General features: G+C 40.1%; 13 protein-coding genes and 1 riboswitch. Of the genes, 4 read left to right on the top strand and 9 right to left on the bottom strand.

Translation table 11 applies throughout. The features are described from left to right. Positions 1–333: 333 nt before the first annotated feature. Positions 334–1,413: a metallophosphoesterase gene (locus FJQ98_RS02170; protein WP_053594064.1), complete on the bottom strand. Its 1,080-nt coding sequence runs from the start codon at positions 1,411–1,413 to the stop codon at positions 334–336. 490 nt (positions 1,414–1,903) lie between these two features. On the opposite strand from FJQ98_RS02170, the gene FJQ98_RS02165 reads away from it, so the two are divergent. Continuing rightward, entirely contained in the window at positions 1,904–3,052 is a 1,149-nt protein-coding gene (locus FJQ98_RS02165; RefSeq protein WP_053594065.1) for an acyl-CoA dehydrogenase family protein, read from the top strand. Positions 3,053–4,853: 1,801 nt separating this feature from the next. Here the strand turns inward: FJQ98_RS02165 and FJQ98_RS02160 are convergent. The 4 genes from FJQ98_RS02160 to FJQ98_RS02145 all read right to left on the bottom strand — a co-directional run bounded on the left by FJQ98_RS02160 (position 4,854) and on the right by FJQ98_RS02145 (position 9,373). Beyond that, the gene (locus tag FJQ98_RS02160; protein WP_053594067.1) at positions 4,854–7,046 is read right to left on the bottom strand and encodes a sensor histidine kinase; all 2,193 of its coding nucleotides are present in this window, start codon (positions 7,044–7,046) and stop codon (positions 4,854–4,856) included. A 148-nt stretch (positions 7,047–7,194) separates the two neighbouring features. Then, entirely contained in the window at positions 7,195–7,887 is a 693-nt protein-coding gene (locus FJQ98_RS02155) for a response regulator transcription factor (protein ID WP_053594068.1), read from the bottom strand. 140 nt (positions 7,888–8,027) lie between these two features. Beyond that, positions 8,028–8,402, bottom strand: coding sequence for a hypothetical protein (locus tag FJQ98_RS02150; protein WP_201406608.1), 375 nt, complete (start codon positions 8,400–8,402; stop codon positions 8,028–8,030). Positions 8,403–8,515: 113 nt separating this feature from the next. After that, a complete protein-coding gene (locus FJQ98_RS02145; RefSeq protein ID WP_053594070.1) occupies positions 8,516–9,373 on the bottom strand; it encodes a DMT family transporter in 858 nt (285 codons plus the stop codon). Positions 9,374–9,526: 153 nt separating this feature from the next. On the opposite strand from FJQ98_RS02145, the gene FJQ98_RS02140 reads away from it, so the two are divergent. Next, complete coding sequence (locus FJQ98_RS02140) at positions 9,527–9,757, top strand: MerR family transcriptional regulator (RefSeq protein WP_053594071.1); 231 nt, start codon at positions 9,527–9,529, stop codon at positions 9,755–9,757. Between the two features lie 77 nt (positions 9,758–9,834). On the opposite strand, the gene FJQ98_RS02135 is transcribed toward FJQ98_RS02140, so the two are convergent. The 4 genes from FJQ98_RS02135 to FJQ98_RS02120 form a co-directional block, all read right to left on the bottom strand. Then, a complete protein-coding gene (locus tag FJQ98_RS02135) occupies positions 9,835–10,821 on the bottom strand; it encodes a homoserine dehydrogenase (protein WP_053594072.1) in 987 nt (328 codons plus the stop codon). 411 nt (positions 10,822–11,232) lie between these two features. Next, complete coding sequence (locus FJQ98_RS02130; protein WP_201406607.1) at positions 11,233–11,412, bottom strand: hypothetical protein; 180 nt, start codon at positions 11,410–11,412, stop codon at positions 11,233–11,235. Positions 11,413–11,605: 193 nt separating this feature from the next. Next, positions 11,606–11,992 (bottom strand): hypothetical protein, encoded by a 387-nt coding sequence (locus FJQ98_RS02125; RefSeq protein WP_053594073.1) that lies wholly within the window; start codon positions 11,990–11,992, stop codon positions 11,606–11,608. 584 nt (positions 11,993–12,576) lie between these two features. Then, positions 12,577–13,878, bottom strand: coding sequence for an O-acetylhomoserine aminocarboxypropyltransferase/cysteine synthase family protein (locus FJQ98_RS02120; RefSeq protein WP_053594074.1), 1,302 nt, complete (start codon positions 13,876–13,878; stop codon positions 12,577–12,579). A 117-nt stretch (positions 13,879–13,995) separates the two neighbouring features. Further along, positions 13,996–14,109: riboswitch (SAM riboswitch) on the bottom strand. 328 nt (positions 14,110–14,437) lie between these two features. Here FJQ98_RS02120 and FJQ98_RS02115 point away from each other — a divergent pair. Beyond that, positions 14,438–15,070: a glycerol-3-phosphate acyltransferase gene (locus FJQ98_RS02115; RefSeq protein WP_053594075.1), complete on the top strand. Its 633-nt coding sequence runs from the start codon at positions 14,438–14,440 to the stop codon at positions 15,068–15,070. Between the two features lie 189 nt (positions 15,071–15,259). Next, positions 15,260–16,741, top strand: a complete 1,482-nt coding sequence (locus FJQ98_RS02110; RefSeq protein ID WP_053594076.1) for a DASS family sodium-coupled anion symporter — start codon at positions 15,260–15,262, stop codon at positions 16,739–16,741. Positions 16,742–16,836: the final 95 nt, after the last annotated feature.

Raw genomic sequence — 16,836 nt, 5'->3', positions numbered from 1 at the left:
ATAAAATACTCTTTTTCATATACAATGGCTATAGCATTTAGTTATGAATAGACGGCCTCATCACCATAACGTAGGGTTGATTTCAGTTCCGGCTGGCGCTTTCCTGGGGGCGTCGGGCCAACACGAGGTTGGTCACGAAGGCGTTATCACAGGACGTGCTGCTTTTAGCCTTCGTTCCTCTACCCGCTTCGCTTCAACTCCAATCAACTTAATGGCATACGGTTTTAACAAATGTCACCCCAACCTTTATTACTATAATTACAACTTTTCAACAGTAGTTGTCTGCCAAGCTAGCTGAATCATTCATCTTACTCCAACTGCCATATTCCCCAACTAACGGAAGTTTATATCCACTACCCATAATTCAGAACGGCTACCTATTCGCATAGGAGGACCCCAAAAGCCAAAGCCTGATGAAACAAGTGTATGCATTTGCTCCTTCATCTTATAACCATGATCAAGCTCAAATACACGAGCCGTAATATATTGGTTTGGCCATAATTGGCCTTTATGCGTATGACCTGACATATGGAAGTCTACACCCATTTCTGCAGGCGTAATTAAATCATTTGGGGTATGATTCATGACAATCCAAGGCAAGTCATCTGTTGACTTCAATGCATCTAGTTGCTTTCTATTCTTGTTTGTAATATCCTCTTGACCCGTTAATATTAACGCATCGTCGATTCTAATAGTTTCATCACGCAAAATTTTCACATTAGCATTTTCCATCTCTTCAACAAACTCAGGAATTTTCTTGCCATAATACTCGTGATTGCCCAGTACACCATACACTCCGTATGTAGATGTTAATTGCTTCATCACATCTGCCATTCCCTCTTTAACAAACCATTTGGGATCGTCATCCACAATATCTCCAACTAGAAAGACGATATCCGGCTTTGCTTCATTCGATAAAGTAACAAAGCGCTGTAAATGTTTTTTATGTGATAGAACACCTAAATGAAAATCTGATGCAACTACAACTTTCATCGACTCTAGCTCACTACTCTTTTTATCCATCGTTATTTCTAAATGACGGACAACAGGAGAATACGCTAAATAGGTGCCGACAATACTTAGTACAAACAACATAGCAATTGCTATACTACCAATTATCTGTACATTTTTAAAGGGACTTAGCCAAATAACCAAGTTTGCTGTCAAGCAAAGCAATAATCCGTATTCAAAAATAAACATCCAATAATTATGGATTATTGAAAACATTCGTAAGGACTCATGCAATCTACTAATAATAATACTAAACGCAATGATATACAGCACTAACCAATATAAAATTGGATAACGGAACCAGCCCATCGCCACAAGCCACTGTCTTAATCCCCACCCTAAGTAAAAAGTTATTGCACTATATATACTTATTAAAAGAATTCCTCCAATTACTTTAGGCATTTCAGTCCCCTACTTTCCTATAGTTTAGTCGATTATAGCATTATACTTAACATTCATATTTACACTAAGTACTTTGAATATTCTTCTTATAGAAAGCAAGTGGAAAAGGACAACAAATTGGCTTCTTATATCAAGTGTACATATTCCTGATTATTCAATCGTATGATTTACATGACAATCTAATTAGGAAACTGATAATATCGTAATCTAGGCTATTACACGAAGTCGTTTACACCAGCCACACTGGAAGCTGATTTACTCCTCTGGGATTACAGATGAGACCCTGTAGCGCTCATCGGATGCCCCAGGAAAGCTCCTATGAAATCAAACCTATGTTATGTAAGATCCCCTCTTACAATTCTATCTAATTATAAGATTATGTAAAAAATCTAAGAATAATATGCTTTGATTTCTCTGAATATTTCGGTAACATTATGATTGCAAGAGAAAATTTACGCATGTACGAGGGAAAAAAAGGGGTGTTGTTCAAATGACAAGATATAAGTTCGAATCAACAGAGCATGAGTTATTTCGTAAAACCTTACGTAAGTTTTTAGCAGATGAAGCCGAGCCGCACTATTCTCAATGGGAGAAAGATCATCTTATTCCACTTGGGTTTTGGCGTAAGCTTGGGGAAATGGGCTATCTATGTCCTCAAGTAGAAGAACAATATGGGGGTCTCGAGTTAGATTTTAGCTTTGGCGTTATTATTCAAGAGGAGCTAGAGCGTGTAGGTTCGAGTCTTATTGGCGTTGGCTTGCATAATGACATTGTCGTGCCCTATATTGAAGCATTCGGCTCCAATGAGCAAAAATCACGCTGGCTACCGAAGTGTGTTACAGGTGAAAATATTACAGCCATTGCTATGACAGAGCCAGGTACAGGTTCAGATTTGGCAAACATCCAAACAACTGCTATTCGTGATGGCGATCACTATATCGTCAACGGACAAAAAACATTTATTACAAATGGTATTCATACAAATTTAGCGGTCGTTGCTGTAAAAACAAATCCTCAAGCAGAAAAAAAACATCGTGGCATTAGCCTCCTTGTCATTGAAGACGGGACACCAGGCTTCACGAAAGGTCGTAAGCTCGAGAAAGTTGGCATGCACGCGCAGGACACTGCCGAGCTATATTTTGAGGATTGTCGCGTACCTGTAGAGAATCTCCTTGGTGAAGAAGGTAAAGGCTTTATTTATATGATGGAAAAGCTGCAACAAGAGCGTTTAGCAGTAGCCATCGCCGCACAAACAGCTGCTGAGGACATGCTTGCTTTAACAATAGATTATGTAAAATCCCGCGAAGCTTTTGGAAAATCAATAAGTGACTTCCAAAATACGCAATTTAAAATAGCCGAAATGGCAACGAAAATTGAACTCGGCAAATCATTTTTAGAATCTTTAATAGAGGAACATATCGCAGGAAATGATGTTGTGACAAAAGTTTCGATGGCAAAATACTGGATAACAGAAAATGCACGTGAGCTTGCTGTCCAGTGTATGCAGTTACATGGCGGCTACGGTTATATGGAGGAATACAAGATTGCTAGAAGATATCGAGACATTCCTGTCATGTCCATTTATGCAGGTACCAACGAAGTTATGAAAGTAATTATTGCTAAGAATTTAGGCTTATAACTAAGAAAATCTATTATGTAATGAAATTAATGTGTGATATTAAATAAAGTATGGCTTTTTGGCAAAACGAGGGTCGAGATGACGGATTGAAGAGTCTAAGCGACGGAATCAGGGTCCGAGACGACGGAATCAAGGTCCGAGATGACGGATAGAAGAACCGAAGCGACGGATTGAAGAGCCGCGGTGACGGATTGAAGCCGAAGCGACGGAATCAGGGTCCAAGGCGACGGATTGAAGAGCCGAAGCGACGGAATAAGGGCCCGAGACGACGGATTGAAGGTCCAAGACGACGGATTGAAGAACCTAAGCGACGGATTGAAGAGCCAAAGCGACGGAATAAGGGCCCGAGGCGACGGATTGAAGGTCCAAGACGACGGATTGAAGAACCTAAGCGACGGATTGAAGAGCCGAAGCGACGGAATAAGGGCCCGAGACGACGGATTGAAGCCGAAGCGACGGATTGAAGAACCTAAGCGACGGAATGAAGAGCCGCGGTGACGGATTGAAGCCGAAGCGACGGATTGAAGGTCCGAGATGACGGATTGAAGCCGAAGCGACGGATTGAAGGTCCGAGACGACGGATTGAAGAACCGAAGCGACGGAATAAGGGTCCGAAACGACGGATTGAAGCCGAAGCGACGGATTGAAGGTCCGAGACGACGGATTGAAGAGCCGAAGCGACGGAATGAAGAGCCGCGGTGACGGATTGAAGCCTAAGCGACGGATTGAAGGTCCGAGACGACGGATTGAAGAACCTAAGCGACGGAATGAAGAGCCGCGGTGACGGATTGAAGCCGAAGCGACGGATTGAAGGTCCGAGACGACGGATTGAAGAACCTAAGCGACGGAATGAAGAGCCGCGGTGACGGATTGAAGCCGAAGCGACGGATTGAAGGTCCAAGACGACGGATTGAAGCCGAAGCGACGGAATGAGGGTCCGAGATGACGGATTGAAGAGCCGAAGCGACGGAATAAGGGTCCGAGACGACGGATTGAAGCCGAAGCGACGGATAGAAGGTCCAAGACGACGGATAAAAGAACCGAAGCGACGGATTGAAGGTCCAAGACGACGGATTGAAGAACCGAAGCGACGGATAGAAGAACCTAAGCGACGGATTGAAGAGCCGAAGCGACGGATTGAAGGTCCGAGATGACGGATTGAAGCCGAAGCGACGGAATAAGGATCCGAGACGACGGATTGAAGCCGAAGCGACGGATTGAAGGTCCGAGACGACGGATTGAAGAGCCGAAGCGACGGAATAAGGGTCCGAGACGACGGATTGAAGCCGAAGCGACGGATTGAGGGTCCAAGGCGACGGATTGAAGAGCCGAAGCGACGGAATAAGAGTCCGAGACGACGGATTGAAGCCGAAGCGACGGATTGAAGAGCCGCGGTGACGGATTGAAGCCGAAGCGACGGATTGAAGGTCCAAGACGACGGATTGAAGAACCGAAGCGACGGATTGAAGGTCCGAGATGACGGATTGAAGAACCGAAGCGACCGAATGAAGAGCCGCGGTGACGGATTGAAGAGCCGAAGCGACGGAATAAGGGTCCGAGACGACGGATAGAAGCCGAAGCGACGGAATGAAGGTCCAAGACGACGGATTGAAGCCGAAGCGACGGAATGAGGGTCCAAGGCGACGGATAAAAGAACCTAAACAACGGAATGAAGAGCCTAAACAACGGAATGAAGAGCCGAAGTGACGGATAGAAATTCACAACATTCACAAGGGTTTCCTCACGCATTTTGTTTTCAAAGCAAAGAAAACAGCGGCAGAATGTTTGCCGCTGTTTTTGTCTATGCTGCTGGAATTCGAACGATTACTTTAAATAAATCTCCATCTACCTCTATACTCATACGAGCACCATGCAAATCTACAATGGATTGTGCGATGGCTAAGCCGAGCCCTGAGCCCTCTGTATGGCGCGAAGCATCCGCTCGCTTAAAGCGTTCAAATAACTCATCGGCATTCTCGCTAATTTCATATTTTGCGACATTCTTCACGGTGAATTCCGCATCGCCCTCAGAAGTACGCTTTAATGTAACATAAACACGTGTGCCTTCTAATGCATATTTCAATACATTGACAATTAAATTATCAATCAGTCTCCACCATTTTTGACCATCCACATACGCATAGATTGGCTCATCTGGTTTTGTCATACGTAAATCTAAACGTGCCTGTGCTAAATCTTCCTCATGCTCCCCTACCGCCTGCTGTACAAGCTGAGATAAGTCTACTCGAGTACGATGAAGCTCCATATTACCACTCGCCATTTTAGACACTTCAAAAAGATCCTCAATCAGTAATTTTAAGCGCTCTGATTTTTTATCAAGGATATGAATGTATTGCTTACGCTCTTCTTCCGTAATATCAGGATTTTTCAGTAAATCTGTATACGTAATAATGGACGTTAACGGTGTGCGTAAATCATGACTAACATTCGTAATAAGCTCTGTTTTTAAACGTTCACTTTTTGCCTGCTCATGCATGGACGTGCGTACGCCCTCCCTTAAATGATTAAGATTTTCTGCATGCTCTGCAAGTGGTGATTTGCCCATTACTTTAACATCACGATTTAAACGTCCCTCGGCCATGTCTTTTGTATCCTTCATAATTCGGTTTAAATAGCCCATTCTAGAAAGGAAGAGAATCATGGCTGGTATACCGATAAGTGTACAGATGCCCAATACTAGAACAGGGAATCCACCACCTCGTAACATGGAAGCAACAAGACTTCCACCACCGAAAAATGCTGCTCCAATCATCACTATAGAATGCAATCCAATGGAACGATTTAAAAATAAATCTGTAATTGATTCACCTAGTGACCATAAATAGCTAGCTTTTAAATTCTCTTCTAGTTTTTTTACAGTATTCACTCGATCATACAGCCAAATTAGCTGTACAAAGAACAGAATAGCAATAATTAATAGTGCACCTGCTTTTACTAGTAAATCCATTAAAAAGCTCACATAATTACCTTGGTAAAAAAATTCAATTGCTTCGTGAGAAATTTCCATAGTTAACAAATACATACATCCGATTACCAACAATAAAACAAGCTGGAAATCAATTTTCATCTTTGCAAGTGCTTCTTTTTCTTTTATACCTTGTACCATTTGCAGCACTTCTTTACGCCCTTTCCACGCAACAATAGCCGCTATAATACTCGTTAACCATATAAAAAAGTAAATGTATTGATTACGTGTAAAATGGTCATAGCCTTCCATGATGTACACTGCTTGTGCTGAATTTTTTGAGATTGTTATGGTGCCCGTGTAATCAGTTGTTTCTCTGAAATTTTCTGTATCTACGTGAATATCAGTTTGATAAAAAATTGGGCTTAAATTCTCACTGATATTCCAAGTAGTTAACGGTTGTTGCCCCGTATAATTTATTACGAACGCACTTCTATCCGTAATATTACCTGAACGATATGTTTCGCCTGTTTCCGTGTTCTTTAATTCATAAGACCAATAATTATTATTTTTCACAAAGCTCTTTGCTTCATCTTGCGCTTTCTTTATATATTGATCAACAAGCGCTTCCTTTTGAGCAAGAATTTTTTTATGGACATGCTCATCATCCTCAAAATTCGCCGTAATATCTTTAATTGTTGTATCTCGCTCTTTCTCAAGCTTTGTTTTTAAATCCGTTGCATTTACATTAGCAGCTTCTTGAATGCGCTCCTCGTATTGAGCTTTAATATTTTCTATCTGTTGCCCTAATGTTCCATAGCGATTACGATGTTCTTCAATTTCACTTTGTGTAACCACGATTTTACTTTTTAAATCCTCAGCAGTTGGTAAATTTAACACTAATGGTCCTAACTCTGACTGAAAATTATCTATTTCATGCTGGAAACTTTCAGAATGAAAATAGGACTTTCCAATATATTTGTACCCGACATTAGAGAACGTAAATATACCGAAAATTACCCAGATTAAACATATAAGAGCGAGAAGAGATTTCCAATTTTTCAACATCCTTTTAACTCCCCTCTAAAAAATTCTCTCGAGCAATTGTAGCATCTCTGAAGAGCGGGCAGTTACTATCTGATACGCATATACGCCAAAATAAATTAATCCAATAACCCCTGCTACAAACCCTGCAATTGTAACATACTGCTCTATTTTATTTTTCCATTTTATAGCCAACGCCCCACACCACCTTTAAATAGCGTGGATTTTTCGGATCTGCTTCGATTTTTTCACGTATTTTTCGAATGTGTACAGCCACAATATTTTCTGCATTGTAAGCTTCCTCATTCCATACACGCTCATAAATCTCTCTTATCGAAAATACACGCCCTGCGTTTTTCATTAATAATTCCGTAATTTTATATTCTATTGGTGTTAATCGAACAGGCTCCCCTTCTAAAATGACTTCCTTTGCGTCCTCATCTAATACAAGTCCGTCAATTTCCACCTTTGCCGCTTCATCATTGTATGTCCCAAGCTGTACATAACGTCGTAGCTGTGATTTTACCCGAGCCAACAACTCTAATGGATGAAAAGGCTTTGTGACGTAATCATCTGCACCTACAGACAATCCATGAATTTTGTCGCCATCCTCCGCCTTCGCGCTTAGCATAATAATTGGAATATTGCGCTCTTCTCTAATCTTAAATGTCGCTGTAATTCCATCCATATTTGGCATCATAATATCTAAAATAATTAAATGTACTTCATTGTTTTCTAGCTTTTCAATTGCCTCTAAGCCGTCAGCAGCTTTAATGACATTGTAGCCTTCATTTTTTAAATAGATTTCAATACCATCACGAATATCTTGATCATCGTCTGTTACAAGAACTGTTAGTTTCGTCATGATATACACCTCGCTCTCAATTAATAGTGTATCTTGTAAATCTTAAAAACCAGCTATTATAAAAATGAAGAATTTCTTAAGGTTTTAATGTGACTCATAACGTGGGGTGATTTCCGTTCCGGCCGGGCGCTTTGCTTTCGCTACAGAAAACATTTGCCGCTGACGCTTCGCTTTCGCGCAGATAAAACATTGTTGTTGCTGTTGCTGTCGCTTCGTTTTCGCACAGATAAAACAATTGTTGCTGTCGCTTCGCTTTCGCACAGATAAAACATTGTTGCTGTCGCTTCGCTTTCGCACAGATAAAACATTGTTGCTGTCGCTTCGCTTTCGCACAGATAAAACATTGTTGCTGTCGCTTCGCTTTCGCACAGATAAAACATTGTTGCTGTCGCTTCGCTTTCGCACAGATAAAACAATTGTTGCTGTCGCTTCGCTTTCGCACAGATAAAACATTGTTGCTGTCGCTTCGCTTTCGCACAGATAAAACAATTGTTGCTGTCGCTTCGCTTTCGCACAGAGCAAAGCTTCCTGGGGGCTTCTGATGAGCCGCTTCGCTTGCGCTACAAAAGACATTTGCTGAAAGAAGTTAAAGATTTTACATAAAAAGATTGTCTTGTATGACTTGTTCTCAAATCTTTTTTCTTCCCCCTAATGTCAGTACAACAATACCGCCTAATAACATTGCAACGCCTATCCATGAAGTCATACTTAAATATTCGCCAACTAAAAATACACCTAGCATCGCTGCAGTCAAAGGCTCTGCTAGGGATAGTGTAACGGCCGTCGATGAACTAATTTTCTGAAGGCCATTTAAAAACAATAAATAGGCAATGCTTGTACACATAATCCCCATGAAAAGCATCGTCCATAGATTATGTGGGACAGCTAACCAGTTAAAGCCTCCATTTATCGAGAATGGAAGTAAAAATAACGCACAAATTGAAAACGTCATCGCTACTGCAGGTAATGCCCCCTCTTGCGTCATAAGCTTTTTACTAATATTTGTGTACAATGCAAAGGAGAGACCTGCACAAAGGGCTAGTCCAATACCTCCCATATGCACAGCCTTATCCCCATTATTAACTAATAATAAAATACAGCCGAGAATTGCCATTACCGTTGCTATTCCCCACACCTTTGTCGGCCGTGTTTTCCATAGTACCCATTCTAAAACGCCAGAAAACACAGGGGCACTACCAATCGTTGCAACTGTTCCAATAGCTACACCTGTTAGACGTATTGATGAGAAAAAAAGACCTTGGAATAATGCAATGCTCGCGGCAGCTAAAATTGTCCATTTCCACGACCATTTAAGAAAGTTAATTTTACGCAGAAAAATAGTAATAGCTAATAATAGTCCGCCACCAATTGCAGAACGAATTGTTGCTACTGCTAGCGGAGATACTCCTGCATCTAAAAATGTTTGTGCAGTTCCTGTCATGCCCCATAATATAGCCGCTAGAAGTACGAAAAATGGATACATCATTTATTACCTCCTTGACCTTTTCCACTCATTAACATTAATAATACAGATTTATCCAAAACCAAACAATTACCATTTTTATTTTTCTTTCATTAGCCACAGTATGCTTTCTTTTCAAGGGACGTTATAATAAAAACAACAAAAGGAGCGAAAATTATGTATAAAACAATTGAAGAAACAGCCATTGAGCTTAGTATGCCAGAGGATCAAGTACTGCGCCTAGTTTATGAGGGACGCATCCGCTCAGTGTACGATGGAGATCAAATATTGATTAATAGCGGGCAGTTCAGCACTTATTTTGAGCAGTTAGATCGTATTAAAGAGGAGATCGAAATTTGGCGTAATACACCGATTCCAGAGGATATTGATGTTAAAGATGAGGATTAAAAAATGCCTATCATTCAAACAATTGAACATTGCTGAATGATAGGCATTTTTAATTGTTTAGGTATCAATTCCATCTATTATATTGTTACAACAAACCCAGCTCGCTTACCGATAATTTCCGCATAATCCTCAACCATCACACTAGCTGTTGGATACATACCTGCTCCAGGTCCAATTAACGTTAATGTACCAATATAATTTGTATCCAATGCCACAGCATTATTCACGTCATCAACGGGGTAAAGTGGATGTTCTTTATCAACTAATTGTGGACCAACCTTTGCGAGCACTTTTCCATCAGCTAGCTTCTCAACCTCTGCAACGTGGCGATAACGCAGGCCTTTTTCACATGCTTCTTGCACTTGCTCTGCCGAAATGTTATCAATGCCGATTACTTCTACGTCAGCCCAATCTGGTTGCTCACCAAATGCCAATGCACTTAAAATCATTAATTTTTTAAAGGCATCCTGACCTGATATATCATTAAATGGATCTGCCTCTGCATAACCTAAATTTTGCGCCTCTTTTAAAGCTGTTTCGAACGACCAGCCCTGTGAACGCATTTTCGTTAAAATATAGTTAGATGTACCATTTAAAACACCCTGAATACGACTAACATCATTGACAAGCAAAATATTTTTCATCGTTTTAATAACAGGTACACCACCAGCAGTTGTTGCCTCAAATCCTACAAAAACACCATTTACTTTTGCAAGATCCTGCAGCTCTAAGCCCCGCTTTGCAAACATTACTTTATTAGCTGTGATAACATGGCATTTATGCTCAACAGCACGCTTTAAGTAAGTAAATGCTGGCTCCTCATTTACGATTGCTTCAAAAACAACCTGCAGACCCGGTTCTGCTAAGACTTCATCCATACTAGTTGTCATTAAATGCGCTGTGCCTGGTACACGTTCGCGGCTAGCGTCTGTAACTAATATTTTTGCTACCTCTAGCTCAATTCCTAATTTATTTTTAAGCTCTTCACGCTTTTCGTTTAATATATGGTAAATTCCTTGACCTACCGTTCCAAATCCTAATATAGCTGCCTTTATAGTTGCCATTCCTATATTCCCTCCAACTTACATTCCGCAGTTTCATTAAATTTTATTACGCCTCAGCTTAATTCGCACAGATTTTGAATTGTTCGCAAACTTGCAGCTTACTGTATTTCTAACACTTCGTTTTCAGACAGATATTTAGTCATGGCATTTCGCCCTCATCATAAAAATATTCGCCTAAAGAAGATAAAAAGCTGTAAAATACATACAAATTCAAATAATTCAAAATTTAACTTAAAGAAAATTGTAACGCAAATACATACATTGCACAAGAAAAATCTTTCTAGGATGGACATTTGTTTCTCCTAGACGTGCAGAAGAAATCGTTTTCATCCCTTTTATTATATGATTTTTCGCTTGGATCTATAATAATTGAACAAATATTGACGATTCTTTATAAAAAAATAAGGATCATCACCATAGCGTGTAGTTGATTTCCGTTCCGACTGGGCGCTTTGTTGCTGTCGCTTCGCTTTCGCACAGATAAAACATTGCCGCTGACGCTTCGCTTTCGCACAGATAAAACATTGTTGCTGTCGCTTCGCTTTCGCGCAGATTGCTGTCGTTTCGCTGTCGCGCAGAGCAGAGCTTCATGGGGGCGTCCGATGAGCCAAAATGAATGCCTTTCTTCTATTATATATATGTATGTAAAGACATTTATAAAAATTGTTCTTTTGAAATATATTGATTAAAAAATTTTTCAATTATGCTAGTCTCTCTTCCTGATCTAATTAAAAAACTCATTCCCTGTAGCAGCAGAGAATGAGCCCAATTATATGAGGGATAATTAACTAGCTTTGGCTAGTAATTTATAACGATATTGTGTTAAAGCTTGTTGCACCAGTCTTATTTCCTCTTGCGTAAAATTTGGTATTGCATACGTACGTTCAACTAATTGGAATGTACCGTATTTCAAGTAATACTCTGTCGCAGGTAGAGAAATATGACTTGCTCCATAGCTCTCATAAGCTTCGAAAACTTCTTTTACTGTATAGTTTTCCTCTTTGGCATAAACGACTTCTTTAAAAGCAGAATGTCCAAAGGTCTGTTGCCAATTACTCTCAACTGACGCAAGTATGTTTTGTATGGACATGTTGTTCACAAACACATGACCTTCATTTAACTCATAAATAAGATAAGATGCAATGTTTTGCGCACTATAAACATTTCCCATTTAAAACACTCCTTTATCATCAGTTTTTAGATAAGAGTAGCTGCTGGCTGTGCAACTACTCTTCTTCATATATATTCAAAAGTGGGGGAGCACTTATGAAAACTAAATTGGTTCTAGGTTGGTACTACCCTTTCGAACACTGAACTTAAATCCTAGTATATAACAAGGATTTAAGCAAGTCAATAATACTTATAAAGATACTAGGTATTATTTATAAAAAACTTCAAATAACTCACCAAATGGGGCGAGCGGTTGATGCAGCAACGTTTTACGCATTACCAAATGAGGCCTATCGAATGAGAAAATACGTAAACGCTACAACATTAGCCAATCTAACTACTCCTACCGCTAAAGCAGTGGAGTTCTAGAATATTTGGATTAAAGTACCTTACCTTTTCTTCCTGAAAAGAGTTTGTACTCAAGTACTGGTGCGCAACATTAACGGACATATTGCGTATATGCAAGGCGCTTCTCCAAGCAAGCATAGATCCCCTGTCTACTTCTCGTGCCGACTTTTTTCGGGAGTAGTCATAACCGATTAGATTTCTATTTATGTCGAACGGAAATTTCTTTAATTTTATTTATTAAGCTTCTACTTTTTGCTGTGAAGCTGTTACTTGTTCAATAGCTTGTTCTAAATCTGCAATAATGTCTTCCACTGCCTCTAAACCGATGGATAAGCGAATGAGCGACTCGGTTACGCCAGTTTGGATTAACTCCTCAGCTGATAGTTGCTGATGTGTAGTAGATGCTGGATGGATAATTAATGATTTAGCATCCCCTACATTTGCTACGTGCGAGAATAATTTCACACTATCGATTAATTTACGCCCTGCTTCACGTCCACCTTTAATACCAAATGTAAGCACTGAACCGAAGCCATTTCTCAAATATTTTTTTGCTAAATCATGAGTAGGGAAATCTTCTAAGCCATTGTAATTTACATATTCCACAGATGGGTGGTTTCGTAAATATTCAGCTACCGCTAACGCATTTTCATTGTGTTTAGGAATACGCAAATGAAGCGTTTCTAAACCTTGTAATAAATTAAATGCTGCATCTGGACTTAATGTTGGACCGAAGTCGCGTAGTAATTGCACTCGCAGTTTTGTGGCAAATGCAGCCGCTGCTGTGTCAATACCATAACGCAAACCATGATAAGAAGCATCTGGTTCAGTAAAGCCTGGGAAACGTCCACGAGTCCAATCAAACTTCCCTGCGTCTACGACAACGCCGCCTAAAGTTGTACCATGGCCTCCAATCCATTTTGTTGCGGAATGAACGACGATATCGGCACCGAAGTCAATTGGTGTTGAGCCATAAGGTGAAGCAAATGTGCTATCAATAATTAATGGCAAGCCGTTTTCATGTGCTATATTCGCTACTGCCTCAATGTCTAGCACTTTTAAACTTGGGTTACCGTAAATTTCAGCGAACACCGCTTTTGTTTTATCCGTAATAGCTGCTTTGAAATTTTCTGGATTTGTTTCGTCTACAAAAATTGTTTTAATACCGTAGTTTGGTAGTGTGTTTGCCAATAAATTATAAGTACCTCCGTATAAAGAGCTACCTGCAACAATTTCATCCCCTGCCCCAGCAAGGTTTAAAATTGAAAATGCAATAGCTGCTGCACCAGATGAAAGTGCTACCGCTGCTGTACCGCCTTCTAATAAAGCGACGCGTTTTTCAAAAACATCTACAGTTGGGTTTGTAATACGTGTGTAAATATTGCCCGCTTCCTCTAAAGCAAAAAGACGTTGCGCATGAGCTGTGTCTTTAAAAACGAAAGCTGTTGAGCGATATACGGGTACTGTGCGAGATCCTGTTACCGGGTCTGGCTCTTGGCCACCATGTAACAGCAATGTTTCTGGTTTAAAATTTGTCATTGTCTACCTCCAAATGGTTACTTTTTTACGATGGTACCGGAGATGAGGAGGATTTTTTCTGTAGAAAACAAAAACCCCCTTCAGCTAAGAAGAGGGTTGCGGTTGCAAGTTTTCCTCCCCTTATCTGCCAGATCCAAGTAAGAATCTGTAGGAATTAGCACCTTAGCAAGTTCGTCACTTACTGGTTGCCGGGCATCATAGGGCCTATCCCTCCGCCGCTCTTGATAAGAGTATGAGATTCAATTTCCATCGTTGTTACACAGTATAAACATAGACTTTTTTTCTGTCAACAATAAAATTTTATTTTTTCCGAAACTTCTGTCTGCTTTTTTACGTAAAACGAACGCATACACTATTTTAGTATCTATTGGTTTACCACCAAAAGTTGGGTTGATTTCCGTTCCGACTGGGCGCTTTGTTGCTGTCGCTTCGCTTTCGCACAGATCCCAAGGAGTCGCCCAGTCTCCACTCCAATCAACTTATATGCAATGACATACGTTTTAAAGTGTTAGCCCTAAATTTTGGTGATGATCCTATTTATTTTGAAAGGAGAACTTTTATGTTAAAAGCCGTTATCATTTTTCTTCTTGTTGGTTATTTAATTGGTTGTATTCACGGCTCTAAAGTTGCTCAGTTTTTATCCGGGGTAGATTTAAAAAAGACTGGTCATGGCAATGCAGGTGCATCCAATGCAACACTTTCCCTTGGATGGAAATACGGCGTATTAGTTGCACTTATCGATATTGGTAAAGGCGTAGCAGCTATTATCAGTGCCCATATCTATCTAGCAGATGCAACACATTTAACAGAAATACAAGTTTGGCTCTTAACCTATATCATAGCTGCTGGTGTCATTCTTGGTCATAATTTCCCATTCCATATGGGCTTCAATGGCGGTAAAGGAACTGCATCAATCATAGGGATATTACTTGCAATCGATTGGAAAATTGGTTTATTTGCACTCATTTTATTTGTTCTTTTGTCCTTCACGACGAATTATCTAATTGTCGGTGTACTTGAATTTTATCTTGTTTTTTGTACAGCAACATATTTATGGATTCCTGGAGTAGGCCCGACAATTATAGCCCTACTACTTTTAGGAATAGCGATCATTTTGCATATCGAAAATATACAACGCTTAATTCAGGGAACTGAGCCTAAAGTAACTTCTGCATTCAAGAAAAAGAAATAATATTACTTTGGATATTTTTGTCTTTTCTATGACCATATATTTTCTCGTAACCGCCTATTATCGCTATAAATAGAGAGTATTTCACATACTGGTTTTTTTTACAATAAATATACAAATTACTTTCTTAAAAAAGCATCTTACTAGCCGATGTTATAGAAAATTGTAGTCATGTAGAAAGGATGAAAAAGTATGTCTACTTCTGAACAAGCAAAACCAAAACGTAATTTGAAGCCGCTCTGGATTGGATTAGCCTTCGCTTTACTAATCATCATTACTTTTTTACCTAACAACGGCGATTTACCTGTAGCTGGACAACGAGCTCTAGCCATCTTAGCTTTCGCAGTCATTCTTTGGGTTACTGAAGCAGTATCCTACCCCGTTAGCTCAGCCATGATTATTGCTCTTGTTACAATTTTACTAGGTTTAGCTCCATCAATGGAAGATCCAGCGACAGTGCTAGGAACATCAGATGCGTTAAAATTGGCATTAAGTGGATTTAGTAACTCTGCTGTTGCACTAGTAGCCGCTGCTCTTTTCCTAGCAGCAGCCATGCAAATTACCAATTTACATAAACGTCTTGCGCTATGGATACTGTCACTAGTAGGGACAAAAACGAAAGCCATTGTATTTGGTGCTATTTTAGTATCTATAGCGCTCGCATTCTTTGTCCCTTCTGCTACTGCACGTGCAGGCGCAGTTGTACCAATACTACTAGGAATGGTCGCAGCATTTGGCTTACCACGTGATAGTCGACTTGCTGCTTTACTTGTCATTACCTCTGTGCAGGCTGTCTCCATTTGGAATATCGGTATTAAAACGGCAGCAGCCCAAAATATGGTCGCTTTAAACTTCATCAAAGAACAATTTGGTGTGGATATTTCTTGGGGTTCTTGGTTACTTTACGCTGCCCCCTTCTCAATCATCATGTCAGTGGCTCTATTTTTCATTATGATTACACTGATTAAACCTGAAACAAGTAATATTGAAGGTGGTAAAGAGGTAATCAAAAAGCAGCTTGCGGATCTCGGTCCATTAAAAGCTCCCGAAATTCGTTTAATCATAACATCGGTAGTTTTACTGTTTTTCTGGGCTGCTGAGGGTAAGCTTCACCCATTCGATACTACAACAGTCACAATCGTTGCAATCGCCATTTTATTAATGCCAAAAATCGGGGTCTATTCGTGGAAAGAAGTCGAACCTCACATTCCTTGGGGAACAATTATCGTCTTTGCAGTAGGAATTATGCTAGGAACAGTTTTACTTAATACAAAAGGTGCATCGTGGTTATCTGATAAGGTATTCGGTTCACTCGGTTTAGATTCTATGCCAATCCTTGCCACTATCGCACTTGTTACATTATTTAATATTCTTATTCACTTAGGCTTTGCGAGTGCAACAAGTTTAGCATCTGCACTTGTGCCGGTATTTATCGTTTTAGCTTCTACGTTAACAGCTAATGTCGATCAGGTTGGATTCGTTATCGTGCAACAATTTGTTATTAGCTTTGGCTTCCTCTTACCTATTAGTGCACCACAAAATATGCTTGCCTACGGTACAGGAGCCTTTACAACAAAGGATTTCTTAAAATCGGGTATTCCTTTAACGATTATTGGGTACATCCTAGTTCTTCTATTCTCTGCAACGTATTGGAAGTGGATTGGATTATTGTAAGTAGGAACTTTGTAACTGGACTTTCTGAGCATTTCGAGGGGCTTAGCTGATCAATTCGGGGGCCTACCCTATCACTTCTTGGGGATACCTGATTA

The sequence above is a fragment of the Lysinibacillus agricola genome, from assembly GCF_016638705.1.
In the GTDB taxonomy this organism is placed as follows: Bacteria; Bacillota; Bacilli; order Bacillales_A; family Planococcaceae; genus Lysinibacillus; species Lysinibacillus agricola.
Note: the sequence above shows the minus strand (reverse complement) of the source record. Positions and strands in the feature narration are given on the sequence as shown.

Coding starts and splice junctions, on each gene's coding strand:
- FJQ98_RS02125 (WP_053594073.1), bottom strand. CDS start 11,992: ATGGGAAATGTTTATAGTGCGCAAAACATTGCATCTTATCTTATTTAT.
- FJQ98_RS02115 (WP_053594075.1), top strand. CDS start 14,438: ATGTTAAAAGCCGTTATCATTTTTCTTCTTGTTGGTTATTTAATTGGT.
- FJQ98_RS02110 (WP_053594076.1), top strand. CDS start 15,260: ATGTCTACTTCTGAACAAGCAAAACCAAAACGTAATTTGAAGCCGCTC.
- FJQ98_RS02130 (WP_201406607.1), bottom strand. CDS start 11,412: ATGAAGCTCTGCTCTGCGCGACAGCGAAACGACAGCAATCTGCGCGAA.
- FJQ98_RS02155 (WP_053594068.1), bottom strand. CDS start 7,887: ATGACGAAACTAACAGTTCTTGTAACAGACGATGATCAAGATATTCGT.
- FJQ98_RS02160 (WP_053594067.1), bottom strand. CDS start 7,046: ATGTTGAAAAATTGGAAATCTCTTCTCGCTCTTATATGTTTAATCTGG.
- FJQ98_RS02140 (WP_053594071.1), top strand. CDS start 9,527: ATGTATAAAACAATTGAAGAAACAGCCATTGAGCTTAGTATGCCAGAG.
- FJQ98_RS02170 (WP_053594064.1), bottom strand. CDS start 1,413: ATGCCTAAAGTAATTGGAGGAATTCTTTTAATAAGTATATATAGTGCA.
- FJQ98_RS02120 (WP_053594074.1), bottom strand. CDS start 13,878: ATGACAAATTTTAAACCAGAAACATTGCTGTTACATGGTGGCCAAGAG.
- FJQ98_RS02165 (WP_053594065.1), top strand. CDS start 1,904: ATGACAAGATATAAGTTCGAATCAACAGAGCATGAGTTATTTCGTAAA.
- FJQ98_RS02135 (WP_053594072.1), bottom strand. CDS start 10,821: ATGGCAACTATAAAGGCAGCTATATTAGGATTTGGAACGGTAGGTCAA.
- FJQ98_RS02145 (WP_053594070.1), bottom strand. CDS start 9,373: ATGATGTATCCATTTTTCGTACTTCTAGCGGCTATATTATGGGGCATG.